13 protein-coding genes are annotated in these 12,628 nt (G+C 64.8%); 6 read left to right on the top strand and 7 right to left on the bottom strand.

The genetic code is table 11. The annotated features are described in order from the left end of the window. The first annotated feature begins 4 nt into the window (after positions 1 to 4). From JKG68_RS08260 to JKG68_RS08250, 3 genes are all read left to right on the top strand, one after another. Positions 5 to 856: an SDR family oxidoreductase gene (locus JKG68_RS08260; protein ID WP_202057959.1), complete on the top strand. Its 852-nt coding sequence runs from the start codon at positions 5 to 7 to the stop codon at positions 854 to 856. 179 nt (positions 857 to 1,035) lie between these two features. After that, on the top strand, positions 1,036 to 2,031 hold the full coding sequence (locus JKG68_RS08255) for a magnesium transporter CorA family protein (RefSeq protein WP_202057957.1): 996 nt from the start codon (positions 1,036 to 1,038) through the stop codon (positions 2,029 to 2,031). 9 nt (positions 2,032 to 2,040) lie between these two features. Next, entirely contained in the window at positions 2,041 to 2,790 is a 750-nt protein-coding gene (locus tag JKG68_RS08250) for an SOS response-associated peptidase (protein ID WP_202057954.1), read from the top strand. Between the two features lie 28 nt (positions 2,791 to 2,818). Here JKG68_RS08250 and JKG68_RS08245 read toward each other — a convergent pair whose 3' ends face one another. Further along, a complete protein-coding gene (locus JKG68_RS08245) occupies positions 2,819 to 4,069 on the bottom strand; it encodes a class I SAM-dependent RNA methyltransferase (protein WP_202057952.1) in 1,251 nt (416 codons plus the stop codon). Continuing rightward, complete coding sequence (locus tag JKG68_RS08240; RefSeq protein WP_202057949.1) at positions 4,062 to 4,790, bottom strand: TlyA family RNA methyltransferase; 729 nt, start codon at positions 4,788 to 4,790, stop codon at positions 4,062 to 4,064. Before JKG68_RS08240 ends, JKG68_RS08245 begins: the two co-directional genes overlap by 8 nt. Positions 4,791 to 4,894: 104 nt before the next feature. Between JKG68_RS08240 and JKG68_RS08235 the strand changes: the two genes are divergently transcribed. Beyond that, entirely contained in the window at positions 4,895 to 5,608 is a 714-nt protein-coding gene (locus JKG68_RS08235) for a superoxide dismutase (protein ID WP_202057947.1), read from the top strand. A 160-nt stretch (positions 5,609 to 5,768) separates the two neighbouring features. On the opposite strand, the gene dxs is transcribed toward JKG68_RS08235, so the two are convergent. Further along, entirely contained in the window at positions 5,769 to 7,685 is a 1,917-nt protein-coding gene (dxs, locus tag JKG68_RS08230; RefSeq protein WP_202057943.1) for a 1-deoxy-D-xylulose-5-phosphate synthase, read from the bottom strand. Between the two features lie 149 nt (positions 7,686 to 7,834). On the opposite strand from dxs, the gene JKG68_RS08225 reads away from it, so the two are divergent. Both JKG68_RS08225 and JKG68_RS08220 read left to right on the top strand, forming a co-directional pair. Continuing rightward, positions 7,835 to 9,097, top strand: a complete 1,263-nt coding sequence (locus JKG68_RS08225; protein ID WP_202057937.1) for an O-antigen ligase family protein — start codon at positions 7,835 to 7,837, stop codon at positions 9,095 to 9,097. Positions 9,098 to 9,106: 9 nt separating this feature from the next. Then, a complete protein-coding gene (locus JKG68_RS08220) occupies positions 9,107 to 10,309 on the top strand; it encodes a glycosyltransferase family 61 protein (RefSeq protein WP_202057934.1) in 1,203 nt (400 codons plus the stop codon). Positions 10,310 to 10,321: 12 nt separating this feature from the next. On the opposite strand, the gene JKG68_RS08215 is transcribed toward JKG68_RS08220, so the two are convergent. The 4 genes from JKG68_RS08215 to JKG68_RS08200 form a co-directional block, all read right to left on the bottom strand. Further along, positions 10,322 to 10,570, bottom strand: a complete 249-nt coding sequence (locus JKG68_RS08215; RefSeq protein WP_202057932.1) for an exodeoxyribonuclease VII small subunit — start codon at positions 10,568 to 10,570, stop codon at positions 10,322 to 10,324. A gap of 86 nt (positions 10,571 to 10,656) precedes the next feature. Beyond that, positions 10,657 to 11,169, bottom strand: coding sequence for a tyrosine phosphatase family protein (locus tag JKG68_RS08210; RefSeq protein ID WP_202057929.1), 513 nt, complete (start codon positions 11,167 to 11,169; stop codon positions 10,657 to 10,659). 46 nt (positions 11,170 to 11,215) lie between these two features. Then, a complete protein-coding gene (locus JKG68_RS08205; protein WP_202057927.1) occupies positions 11,216 to 11,818 on the bottom strand; it encodes a YfbR-like 5'-deoxynucleotidase in 603 nt (200 codons plus the stop codon). Next, positions 11,818 to 12,426, bottom strand: a complete 609-nt coding sequence (locus JKG68_RS08200; RefSeq protein ID WP_202058290.1) for a DNA-3-methyladenine glycosylase I — start codon at positions 12,424 to 12,426, stop codon at positions 11,818 to 11,820. The genes JKG68_RS08205 and JKG68_RS08200 overlap by 1 nt, the downstream gene beginning before the upstream one ends. Positions 12,427 to 12,628 lie beyond the last annotated feature (202 nt).

The following is a 12,628-nucleotide window of genomic DNA, read 5'->3' as shown; positions in this document are numbered from 1 at the left end:
CACGATGACTCTCAAAGGTAAAACTCTCTTCATCACCGGCGCCTCGCGCGGCATCGGTCTCGCCATCGGCCTTCGCGCCGCGAAGGACGGCGCCAACGTGGTGATCGCGGCCAAGACCGCAGAGCCGCACCCGAAGCTGCCGGGCACGATCTATACGGCGGCCGAAGAGATCGAGGCGGCAGGCGGCAAGGCGCTTCCGCTCGTGGTGGACGTGCGCGACGAGGAAGCCGTGAAGGGGGCTGTTGAGAGAACGGTCGAAACCTTCGGCGGCCTCGACATCGTGGTGAACAACGCCAGCGCCATCAGCCTGACGCCCACCTCGATCACCGACATGAAGCGTTTCGATCTGATGCACCAGATCAACACGCGCGGCACCTTCATGGTGTCGAAAAATGCGATCCCGCATCTCGAAAAGGCCGAGAACCCCCACATCCTCATGCTGTCGCCGCCCCTCGACATGAGCGAGAAGTGGTTTGCGCCGCATGTGGCCTATTCGCTTGCGAAATACGGCATGAGCATCTGCGTGCTGGGCCTGGCGGGTGAGTTGAGGCCCAGGGGCATCGCCGTTAACGCCCTCTGGCCCCGCACGACCATCGCCACGAGCGCCGTCAGGAACCTGCTCGGCGGCGAGGAGATCGTCCAGGCGAGCCGCACGCCGGAGATCCTGGCCGATGCGGCCTATGCGGTCTTCCGGAAGCCTTCGACGAGCTTCTCGGGTCACTTCCTCATCGACGATGTGTTCCTGCACGGCGAGGGCATCACCGATTTCGAGAAGTATCGCGTCGATCCGACGAAGCCGCTGATGCCCGATTTCTTCGTGCCCGACGATACGCCGCCCTTGTCATCCTTGGGTTAAGAAAAACTGCTCATTGTCCATCCTCAGGCCGAGCCGCAGGCGAGGGAAGGGACCCATTGAGAACCCGGACCGATTGTGGATCCCCGTCCCCTTCGCTACGCTCCGGCCGGGCATGACAAGGGCCGCTTGGTTCAAGCCAATCTGGTCAAAGCCAATATTCTTGAGGGGCAGGAACACGCATGATTTTGATCCACAGGCCGGCGCAGGCAACAGGACCGCTGGGACAGTCCCTGGACCGTCATGTTCTGCCGCCCGGAGCACCGATTCCGGACGATGCCCTGTGGATCGACATGATCGAGCCGACCCGGGAGGAGGACCGGCTCGTCGAGGTGCATCTGAACATCGAGATCCCCACCAGGGAGGAGATGGCGGATATCGAGCCCTCCGAGATCCTCTACCATGAGAACAACGCGCGTTACATGACGGTGCGCGTCCTCTGCAGCTCGGAGTCGGATACCCCCAAGCTCATCGACGTTTCGTTCATCCTGACAGAGCGAGCGCTCGTGACCGTGCGCTATGGGGAGCCGCGCTCCTTCAGCATGTTCATGTCCCGCGCCGTGAAGCCGGGCGGGTGCCGGCACCAGCCGGAGGCGGTGCTCGACGGCCTCATTGAGACGATCATCGATCGCGCCGCCGAGATCCTGGGCACGGTGGGCGGCCGCATCGACCGCCTGTCGCAATCGATTTTCGACAACGAGAAGCAGGGTGCGCGCCGCGCCGCGTCCTTCCGGGCTGCGCTCAAATCCATCGGCCGCAAGGGCGACATCATCTCCAACGTGCGCGAGAGCATGGTGTCGGTGGAGCGCATGCTGCTGTTCCTTTCGGCCAGCATGCCGCGGCCGCAGAAGACGGCAGGCTACCAGTCGGAGTGGCGCACGGCCCTGCGCGACGTGCAGTCCATCGAGGAGCACGCCACCTTCCTGTCCAACAAGATCCAGTTCCTGCTCGACGCCACCCTCGGCCTCGTGACGATCGAGCAGAACGACATCATCAAGATCTTCTCGGTCATGTCGGTGATCTTCCTGCCGCCGACCCTGGTCTCATCGCTCTACGGCATGAACTTCAAGTTCATGCCGGAACTCGAGTGGGATCTGGGTTATCCCTGGGCCATCACCCTCATGATCCTCGCTGCCGCGTTGCCCTATCTGTACTTCCGATGGAAACGTTGGCTATAGGAGACATCCATGTGCGGGCGCTATGCGATCACGCTGCCTCCAGAGACCTATCGGGAGTTCTACGGCTACTCCGAGCAGCCTAACTTTCCTCCCCGCTACAACGTGGCTCCGACGCAGCCTGTGCCCATCGTGCTGCAGGACAAGGACGAGCGGCACTTCATGCTCGTGCGCTGGGGCTTCCTGCCGTCCTGGGTGAAGGACCCGAAGGACTTCCCACTCGTCATCAACGCCCGCGGCGAAACCCTGGAAACGAAGCCCACCTTCAGGAATGCCTTGAAGCGCCGCCGCTGCATCTTCCTGGCTGACGGCTTCTACGAGTGGCAGCGCCATGGGCGCGAGAAGACGCCGTTCCTGATCCGTCCGCGCCATCGCGGTCCCATGCCGCTGGCAGGCTTGTGGGAAACCTACAGCAGTCCGGACGGAGGGGAGATCGACACCGCCGCCATCGTCACCACGGACGCCAACGGCGCGCTCTCCGGCGTGCATGACCGGATGCCGGTGATCCTCTCGCCCGACGACATCGCGGCATGGCTCGACGTGCGGGACGAGCGGGCCGATGTCACGCGCCTCGTGCGGCCATGCCCGGACGATTGGCTCGACGTGGTGCCTGTGTCGAGCCGCGTGAACAAGGTGGAGAACGACGATCCCGGTTTGCTCGAGCCGCTGGCTGAGCCGGAATCCGCGCCGGTGCGGGAATCGAAGCCCAAGGCGAAGAAGCCCTTGTCGAGCGACGAGGACGAGCAGGGGCGATTGTTCTGACCGTCTGCAGGCATCATCCCGGCTCGGCTTACCGCCGCTTCTTCACCACGTCCTTTCGCAGGATGCCCACGACTTCCAGGTGCGGCGAGTGCTTGAACTGATCGACCGGAACCACGCGCTCCAGGCGGTAGCCGCTGCCGATCAGGATCGCCGCATCGCGGGCGAATGTAGCAGCGTCGCAGGAGACGCTGACCACGAGCGGGACCTTTGAGAGCGCCAACTGCTTGACCTGCGCTTCCGCGCCCGCGCGGGGCGGATCGAGCACCACGGCGTCGAAAGCGTTGAGTTCTGGCGTGAGAAGCGGACGCCGGAAGAGGTCGCGGGCTTCGGTCGAGATGCGCCGCAGGCCCGGCGTCGCGCGGAAGGCCTTGTCGAGCGCAGCCATCGAGCCTTGATCGTACTCGACCGCATGAACTTCGGATTTTGCCGCAAGGCGTAAGGAGAAGGGGCCTGACCCGGCAAACAGATCGGCCACGCGCTTGGAGCGTTCGCAGGCTTCGGTCACGAGACCGGCGAGCGTCTCCTCCCCGAGCCGCGTCGCCTGCAGGAACGAGCCTGCGGGCGGGACTACGGCGGCCCGGCCCATGAGAATGGCGGGAGGCCGCCGTTCCACGATCACGTCTCCATGAATCGACAGGCGGGAAAGATCGAGACGGGCGGCAAGATCGATCAGGCTCAGGCAGTCCTTGTCCTTCAAGGGGCCATGTCCGCGCACGTCCACGTCGAAGCCGGTCTGCGTTGTGGTGATCTGGATGTCGAGGGGCTTGCGGGCGCCTTTGAGATGCTCGCCGATGGCGCGCGCGATGCCTGGCGCCTGCTCCTTCAGGGTGGTCTCCGCGATGGGGCAGAAGGCGATCTCGACAATCTGGTGGCTGCGCGCCTCCATGTAGCCCACATGCATGGCCCGGTCGGGAAAGCGCACATGCAGGGTCACGCGCCGGCGACCGTCCCCGTGGGCGTCGATCAGGGGATCTATGGGCGCTTCGATCCGCGCCTGGCGCAGGGTATGGACGAGCGTCTCCTGCTTCCAGGCCTGATAGAAGCCATGCTTCATGTGCTGCGTCGCGCAGCCGCCGCACGCGTCGAAATAGGGGCAGAACGGCGTCTCGCGCTCGGGCGAGGCCGTATCGACGCTGACGAGGCGCGCATGGGCTCCGTCGCGTTCGATCGTCACTGTCTCGCCCGGCAGAACCTTGGGCACGAAGACAGGGCCGGACGCCCCCTCCGCAACCCCGTCGGCCTTTGCGCCGAGGCGCTTGATCGTTACCTGTTCAGCCACGGCGGGCTCCCAACAAAAATTCCCGGTTGCCGTCCCCACCCTCGATGGGCGAGGGAACGAGCCCGATGATTTCAAAACCGAGCGAGGCCACGAAAGCCGTCATGGTCTCGCATACGGCGCGATGCACGGCCTCATCCCGTACGATGCCCTTCTTCACGTGATCGCGGCCGGCCTCGAACTGCGGTTTCACGAGAACGGCGAGTTCGGCGGGAGGCCGCAACAGGGCGACAGTGGCGGGAAGGACCAGTTTGAGTGAAATGAAGCTCACGTCCGACACGAGCAGGTCGGCTGCCTGAGGAATGAGTTCCCCGTTCACCGAGCGCGCATCCGTGCCCTCGAGATTGGTGACCCGCGGATCGCCGGCGACCTTCGGATGCAGTTGGCCGTGCCCGACGTCGACCGCATAAACATGGGCCGCACCGCGCATGAGCAGCACTTCCGTGAAACCCCCGGTGGAGGCTCCGATATCGAGGCAGATCCTGCCTTTCGGGTCGATGCGGAACGCATCGAGGGCCGCGGCCAGCTTCACCCCGCCGCGGGACACGTAGGGGTGGGGCTGTTCGGCGGTGATGGCCGCGTCCGCCGCGACGCCGTCGGAGGCTTTGCGGATGGCGGCGCCGTTCACGGTAACGAGGCCCGCCGCAATCGCCTCCTGCGCCCGGGCGCGGCTTGCGAAGAAGCCGCGCTCGACGAGAACCACATCGGCGCGTTTGCGGGTCATCGAAGCCTCAAGTCCATGTGAGTTCACGATCCTTTCATGAACCGGAACCAAGATTGCCCCGGAAACATCTCCGTTCATAAGTCCGTCAGGCCAAGGGAGATCCCATGATCAGCCGCCGAAACCTTCTGACAGGCGCGACCTTGCTCGCTGCCAGCGCTGCCATTCCCCGCGTCTGGGCGCAAGCCCCCTCGGGTCCCTTCAAGCTCGATCCCTTGCCCTATGCGCCGTCCAAGAACGAGCCGCATATCGATGCTCAGACCATGGAGCTGCACCATGGCAAGCATCATGCGGCCTATGTCAACAACCTGAACGCGGCGGTGGGCCAGAACGCCGAGCTTGCCAGGATGCCCCTGCACGAGATGCTGGCGAAGATCGGCGACCTGCCCGAATCGATCCGCACCGCCGTTCGCAATAACGGAGGAGGGCATGCCAACCACACCATGTTCTGGCAGATCATGGGCGGATCGGGGGGAGAGCCGACGGCTGAGCTGAAAAGCGCCATCGACCGGGATCTCGGAGGTTTTGCGAAGTTCCAGGAGGACTTCAACGCCGCCGGTACGCGCCAGTTCGGGTCAGGCTGGGTTTTCGTGACGGTCACCCGTGAGGGCAAGCTCAGTCTGGTAAACAAGCCCAACCAGGATACGCCTCTCATGGACGGGCAGCGGGTCCTGATGGGCAACGACGTGTGGGAGCACGCCTACTACCTCAAATACCAGAACCGCCGCGCCGATTACCTGAAGGCGTGGTGGAACGTGCTCGACTGGGATCGGATCGGTGAGCGCTACGTCGCCGCGAAAGCCGGGACGCTGACGATTTAGGCATCACTGCCATTCCGGGGCGGCTCTTTAGAGTCGAGCCCGGAATCCATAAACACGAGGTTTCAGCAAGGGTAGGTAGCGCCCCGCTTCTTTCTGTACCGTTAGCGGTTATGGGTTCCGGGCTCCGCTGAGCGGTCCCGGAATCACAGCGGTGGTGCTGTTAAGCCCTTACCTTCCGGCTCTCCCCCTCACCGAGTGTCTCGAACACCTTGGTGACGATGCCTGCCGCGTCGAGGCCGGCCTTGGCGTACATGCGCTCCGGCTTGTCGTGATCCTGATAGATGTCGGGCAGAACCATGGTGCGGACCTTGAGGGTGCCCCGGTCGAGCGCTCCCTTGTCGGCGAGAAGCTGCAGCACGTAGGACCCGAAGCCACCGATGGAGCCTTCCTCGATGGTGACGAGAACCTCGTGGTCGCGGGCAAGACCCAGGATCAGATCCTCGTCGAGGGGCTTGGCGAAGCGGGCATCCGCGACGGTGGTGGAAAGGCCGCGCGCCTCCAGCTCCTCGGCCGCCTTCAGGGCCTCGGACAGGCGGGTGCCGAGGGAGAGGATCGCGATCCGGCTGCCTTCCTTGACGATCCGGCCCTTGCCGATGGCAAGCGGCACGCCCTGCTCGGGCATGTCCACGCCTACGCCTTCCCCGCGCGGGTAGCGGAAGGCGATGGGGCCGGCGTCGTAAGCGGCGGCGGTGGCCACCATGTGGACAAGCTCGGCTTCATCGGCGGCGGCCATGACCACCATGTTGGGCAGGCAGCCGAGATAGGCCACATCGAAGGAGCCCGCATGGGTCGGCCCGTCCGCTCCGACGAGGCCCGCCCGGTCGAGGGCGAAGCGCACGGGCAGGTTCTGGATCGCCACGTCATGGACGATCTGGTCGTAGGCGCGCTGCATGAAGGTGGAGTAGATGGCGCAGAACGGCTTGTAGCCCTCGGTCGCCATGCCCGCCGCGAAGGTGACCGCATGCTGCTCGGCGATGCCCACATCGAAGGTGCGGGCGGGGAATTCCTTGCTGAACTGGTCGATGCCCGTGCCGGACGGCATGGCCGCCGTGATGGCGACGATCTTGTCGTCCTTGGCGGCCTCCTTGATCAGGCTCTCCCCGAACACCTTGGTGTAGGAGGGAGCGTTGGCCTTCGCCTTGGTCTGAGCGCCGGTGACCACATCGAATGTGACGACGCCGTGATACTTGTCGGCGGCTTCCTCCGCAGGGGCGTAGCCCTTGCCCTTCTTGGTGACCACATGAACCAGGATCGGGCCGGTTTCGGAGTCCCTGACGTTCTTCAGGATCGGCAGGAGGTGGTCCAGGTTGTGGCCGTCGATGGGGCCTACATAGTAGAAGCCCAGCTCCTCGAACATGGTGCCGCCGGTCCAGAAGCCGCGGGCGAACTCCTCGGCCTTGGCGGCCTTGTCGTAGAAGAACTTCGGCAGCCTCCTGGCCAATTGCTTGGCCGTTTCGCGCAGGCCCCGGTAGGTGCCGCCCGAAACGAGTCGGGCCAGATAGGACGACATGGCGCCGGTTGGCGGCGCAATCGACATGTCGTTGTCGTTGAGGATGACGATGAGGCGCGAATGCATGGCGCCCGCGTTGTTCATGGCCTCATAAGCCATGCCAGCCGACATGGCGCCGTCGCCGATCACGGCGATCACGTTGTTCTTCCTGCCCTCGAGATCCCGCGCCACCGCCATGCCGAGCCCGGCCGAGATGGAGGTGGACGAGTGGGCAGCCCCGAAGGGATCGTACTCGCTCTCCTGCCGCTTGGTGAAACCCGAGAGCCCGTTCCCCTGACGCAAGGTGCGGATCCGGTCTCGCCGGCCCGTGAGGATCTTGTGCGGATAGGCCTGGTGGCCCACATCCCAGATCAGCCGGTCGCGGGGAGTGTCGAACACGTAGTGAAGCGCCACCGTCAGCTCGACCACGCCCAAGCCTGCGCCAAGATGTCCACCGGTGACGGAGACGGCGCTGATCGTCTCGGTGCGCAACTCATCCGCCACCTGCCTGAGCTGACCCTCGGGCAACCCGCGGAGATCTTCCGGGGTCTGGATGGCATCCAGGAGAGGAGTGTTTGCTGCGTTCACGTGATCACCAGAATGCAAAGTTCTCCCTTGCTTCGAATCCTGCGGATAGGATGGAGCAAGGTTGAAAGAGTGGTTCTAAAGTGTTAGACGGCCCGAATTCCAGAAATAATGTTCCAAACCCTGCGTCGGGACAAGGTCTGCCGGCTCCGATGACGTCTACCACCTCCCGACTGACATATGCTGTCGTCCTGCTGCGAAAGCAACTCGCAGATCATGGCCGTCTTGCGGCCATGGGCATGGCGGCCTTTGTCCTCTTCGTGATTGCGGTCTTCTTCGCCAAGGGCGGAAAAGCTCCCGGCCTGATCGTCTCGCCCATCGTGGCAGGGGCGCTCCTGGCGATCCGGAGCGGGGCTGCGGCGGAGGCGATCAGGCGAACGCCCTGGCTGTGGCTCTTTTTGGCGTTCCTGACGGTGTGGCTGGCCTTGGGAGCGACCCTGGGACAGACGAGCTATCAGGCATCCGACTTCCTGAACATAGCCCTGCTCGGAGCGTTTTCCCTGTTTGCGGCCGAGGTTGCCAGGGTTTTGAGCACGAAGCAGGTTCTCTGGACGATTGCCGTCCTCGGAGCCGCAAACGCCGTTCTGTCCATTGTCGTCCACGTTCTGACAGCGCCTCATCTCATGGAAAGGCTCATCCCGCTGGGCCGGGCAGGAAACCCGATCCCAGGAGCCGGCGGCCTTGCGGTCGCGCTTATCGCGGCGGCGGCTCTGTGGCGCGAGCAGGGCATCAGGCGCGGCAAGGAGCTGGCTCTTGCCATGGCCTTGGCGCTTCCCATGGTGGCAGCCCTGGTGTGGACGCAGAGCCGTGCTCCGCTCATTGCGCTCTGCCTGGCGCTGCCATCGGCCTTCTGGCTCAATCGACGGGGGGCGTTCGCGGTGCTCGCCGCCTGCGTGGGAGCTTGGCTAGTGGTTGCGGGGCTCATCCTGTTCGAGGAACCCCTCAAGGCGCTGATCTGCAGCTTCGGAAATGCCTGGTGCCGCCCATCGTACCGCAACGAAATATGGGACTGGGTCGTGGAGCAGATTGCTCTTCATCCGGTCCTGGGAAGCGGTCCGAGCTTCCGGTTTTCAAAGGAATGGATGAGCCATGCCCATAACGGCCTTCTCGGCACGGCCATGTATTTCGGGCTGGTGGGTCTTGCGGCATTCGGGCTCATGGTCGCATTCTACGCCGGAAATCTGGCTCGCGGCCGGCAGGATGTCGCTTTGCGCTTCTTCGGGCTTGCGTCCCTGATCTTTTCCTTCGGCTACATGGGTGCGGACCTGTCGAATCCCTTCGCGTTCTTCAACACGCATTATCTCTTCATGTGGTTTCCCATCTTCTTCGTCTCGGCGAGGGGGGAGCCGTCGCCTGCAGCAGACCACCGCCTAGCCTCTGTGGCTTCCTCCCCCGACAGCCTTCAGCGCATGTGACGGATCAAGATGGCGCGGCACCACTCGGCTCTCCACCGGAGGTTCAACCTCAAGCCCATCGCATTCCGCACCATGAAAGGGCTGACGAGCGCCCACCCGGCGCTCCGGAAAGCCGTGTCGTTCTTCCCCGATTTCGGTTGGCCCGACAGCGCCGAGGTGAGCCTTCGGGAACACAGCGTCCATGCCTTCTGCCTGAAGCAGGAGCGATACAGCCGCCAGCGCGCCTTCGTCGCTGAGCACAACGTCGACGTGATGAACCCCGCCTGCCGGTTCACGGATCCGGACACGGCCCATCGGGTGATCGCGGTGGTCGCCGACGTGCTGATCCCCGGCCACACGATCACCCCCGTGGATGCGTCGACCGGGCGGCAGCTCGCCTTCGACATGACCGCCGACAGCAACTGGAATTTCGCCTTCCCTGCACCTGCAGCCTTCCGGACGCGGCATGTGGACGGGCCGGTCGCGGCCATCCCGCCTTATTCACATTACGGGCATCTGCTCACCGATGTGCTGATGCCTCTCTGCTATGCGCTGCACCGGGGCGCCCTTGCTTCCGGCGAGACCCTGACCATCGTGACGGCGCGGTCCGTCAACCCGATGGTGTCGGGTTTCATCGATGGCTTGCGCCGGATCGGCGTTCCCGTGAGCCACCTGCGGCTTGCTCCTTGGGAACGCGTGCGAACCGATGCTTACCTTTATGCCCGTAGCCACTGCTGCAACGTCGAGCGCATCTTCGCGACGCCGGAGGCGGTGGACTATGCTCGTTCGGTCTTTCAGGCTGCCTATGCGGAGCGCCAGCTGCCTGAGGCCGCAGCCCGGATCTATCTGACCCGCGGCAATACCCGCCTGCGCCAGGTCGCAGGCGAGGCGGCCCTGATCGAGGGGCTGCGCAAGCGCGACTTCAGGATCGTTCAGGCGTCCTGGGCAAACCACCACGAACAGATCCACTGGTTCGGCGAGGCCAAGGTCGCCATGGCGGTTCATGGGGCGGGCGTTGCCAACATCCTGTGGGCCCGGCGCCAGCCGCTCCTTATCGAGCTGATGGCCCAGAACGCGCGCAAGAGCACCGGCCTGCATTGGGCAGCCGAAGTGGGGGCCGATTACGAGCCCGTCATCGGCGAGCCGGAGGGACAAAAGCAGGCCTTTGCCATCGATCCCGATCAGATCCTGCGGGAGGTCGATGTCGCCCTTGAACGGGCTGAAGGCGCGTAAGCGGGGCGCGCTCTACCCGTCGACGTCGAGCGGAGCGGTGCCGGAGGCTGCGCCATCGGGCCCGATGGTGATCTTCTCGATTCGGGCCTCGGCCTTCTTGAGCAGCTGCTCGCAGTGCTTCTTCAGCGCCTCGCCGCGCTCGTAGATCGCAATCGAGTCTTCCAGGGGCACATCGCCGCGCTCGAGGCGCCGCACGATTTCCTCCAGTTCGGCCAGGGCCTTCTCGAAGGGGAGAGTCTTGATGGATGTGGTGTCGGTCATGCGGCAGTCCCCTCGGGTCGTTTGGGTCTTATGAGGATTGTGGAGCGCCGTGGCAAGTTCGGGCTCCGGTGCAGCGTTGCCGCGCTTCACGCCAGGCGCAGGGTGAAAGGCGTGCCCTCCGGGGCCTCGGCGCCGCGTCCGATGCGCCGGATTGCATCGACCATGCGGCCGCGCCGGTTCAGGAGTTCGTCGGCAAGTGCGATGAAGCGGGCATTCGGGGTGGCGCTGGGGGCCGCCTCCCGCAAGGCAAAGGCGATGGCGGCCTCGTCCCGCTCCGGCGCCAGGGCGCAGGCGACGATGTAGGCGGCCGCCGTCGAGCGGCTGATGCCGGCCCAGCAATGGAGGACGAGGGGGCTTTCGCGATCCCAGGCGCGAGCAAAGGCCAGAAGGCTCTCGATGTGCTCCGCGCCGGGCAGAACATACCCCTCCAAGGGCTCTACGATATCGCTGACCCCAATGACGAGGTGGCGCTCCGCTGCAATGCTCGCGGGCCTTTGGACCTCGGCGTCCTTGCCCATGAGCGTCACCAGGTGGCTGGCGCGGGTCTCGGCCACGGTATCGTGCAGGCGGGAGAGGGGGCAGACGTGCAGGGTCGGCATCGTTTTGTCTCGTTGGGGCCGATCAGCCTATCCGATTCGGGTAAGCCTATGATGAAGATGCTGCCGTCACGGCCATGACTTTGCCCCGATAGCGCTCCTGCGCCTGCGCGACGGGCCAGGGCTCGAGAAGGGCATGCACCGTGCGGGGCAGGGGCTCCGGCCGCCCGAAAAACCTGACGGCTTCCTCCCGGGCAAAGCCGGCAAGCTGGGTGGCCTCGAGGAAGGCCGCCTGCCGGTCAGCCTGCTTGATGCACCGCTTCAGCGCCGCCGCAGGCTGGGCGGGCAGGCCGAAATGGAGATGAATGGCCGCAAGCAGGCCCGCCTCGATCGCCTTGTAGGCATCGCCGATCACTGCCTTGAAGGGCGAGATGATGTCGCCGATCACGTATTCAGGCGCGTCGTGCAGCAGCACGGCAAGGCGCCAATCGCGGGACATGCCGGGATTGAGGTGGTCTGCGATCGCCTCCACGAGCAGGCTGTGCTGAGCCACGGAGAAGATATGCGCGCCCTCCGTCTGCCCGTTCCAGCGGGCGACGCGGGCGAGCCCATGAGCGATATCGTCGAGCTCCACGTCGAGGGGCGAGGGGTCAAGCAAGTTGAGCCGGCGGCCGGAGAGCATCCGCTGCCAGACGCGGGGTGCCTTCGCCATCAGGCCGTCTCGGCGAGCGCCGCGCATTCCGCATGGCGGTAGCAGCCTGTCAGGTGATCGTTCACCATGCCCACCGCCTCCATGAAGGCATAAACGATAGTGGGGCCGACGAAATTGAAGCCTTCCGCCTTGAGCGCCTTCGAGATCCGCCGGGACACCTCGGTTTCCGTCGGCACGTCGCCACGGGAGCGGGCATTGGTCTGCACCGGCCGGCCGTCGACGAAATCCCACAGGAAGCGCGAGAAGCCGCCCCGCTCCTGGATTTCCAACCAGGCGCGGGCGCCGGCCACCGTCGCCTCGATCTTGGCGCGGTTGCGCACGATGCCGGGATCGAGCATCAGCGCCTCCACCTGAGCCTGGTCGAACCGGGCGATCACGGCGGGATCGAACCCGGCAAAGGCCCGCCTGAAATTCTCGCGCTTGCGCAGGATCGTGATCCAGGAAAGGCCCGCCTGGAAGCCGTCGAGAATGAGCTTTTCGAGGAGGGCGCGGTCGTCGCGCTCGGGCACGCCCCATTCGGTGTCGTGATAGGCGACATAGAACGGGTCGGTGCCGGGCCACCAGCAGCGGGTCTTGTGGTCGGGATGAAGGATCAGTCCGTCGGTCATGGCCCAGGTGTAGCGGGCCTCTGAACCGACAGGAAGAGGGTGAGGCAAGATTGCTGACAGGAACTGCCGGGCCAGACGGTGCGAGCCGGCCCGGAACTGCCGGACAAGGGTGGCGCTGGATCTGTCCGCTTCGCTCATCTCGGCCCGCTTGGGATGAGCTTATTCTTGCGCAGGTTGGGAGCCCGCGCTCTACTCGTCCAAC

The organism is Microvirga aerilata, from assembly GCF_016743775.1.
Lineage (GTDB): Bacteria > Pseudomonadota > Alphaproteobacteria > Rhizobiales > Beijerinckiaceae > Microvirga > Microvirga aerilata.
This window is presented reverse-complemented; position numbering and strand designations above follow the sequence as displayed.

Excerpts from the sequence above, each read along its gene's own strand:
- JKG68_RS08260 (WP_202057959.1), top strand. The coding sequence starts at position 5 with ATGACTCTCAAAGGTAAAACTCTCTTCATCACCGGCGCCTCGCGCGGC.
- JKG68_RS08255 (WP_202057957.1), top strand. The coding sequence starts at position 1,036 with ATGATTTTGATCCACAGGCCGGCGCAGGCAACAGGACCGCTGGGACAG.
- JKG68_RS08250 (WP_202057954.1), top strand. The coding sequence starts at position 2,041 with ATGTGCGGGCGCTATGCGATCACGCTGCCTCCAGAGACCTATCGGGAG.
- JKG68_RS08240 (WP_202057949.1), bottom strand. The coding sequence starts at position 4,790 with ATGACCCGCAAACGCGCCGATGTGGTTCTCGTCGAGCGCGGCTTCTTC.
- JKG68_RS08235 (WP_202057947.1), top strand. The coding sequence starts at position 4,895 with ATGATCAGCCGCCGAAACCTTCTGACAGGCGCGACCTTGCTCGCTGCC.
- JKG68_RS08225 (WP_202057937.1), top strand. The coding sequence starts at position 7,835 with ATGACGTCTACCACCTCCCGACTGACATATGCTGTCGTCCTGCTGCGA.
- JKG68_RS08220 (WP_202057934.1), top strand. The coding sequence starts at position 9,107 with ATGGCGCGGCACCACTCGGCTCTCCACCGGAGGTTCAACCTCAAGCCC.
- JKG68_RS08215 (WP_202057932.1), bottom strand. The coding sequence starts at position 10,570 with ATGACCGACACCACATCCATCAAGACTCTCCCCTTCGAGAAGGCCCTG.
- JKG68_RS08210 (WP_202057929.1), bottom strand. The coding sequence starts at position 11,169 with ATGCCGACCCTGCACGTCTGCCCCCTCTCCCGCCTGCACGATACCGTG.
- JKG68_RS08205 (WP_202057927.1), bottom strand. The coding sequence starts at position 11,818 with ATGGCGAAGGCACCCCGCGTCTGGCAGCGGATGCTCTCCGGCCGCCGG.
- JKG68_RS08200 (WP_202058290.1), bottom strand. The coding sequence starts at position 12,426 with ATGACCGACGGACTGATCCTTCATCCCGACCACAAGACCCGCTGCTGG.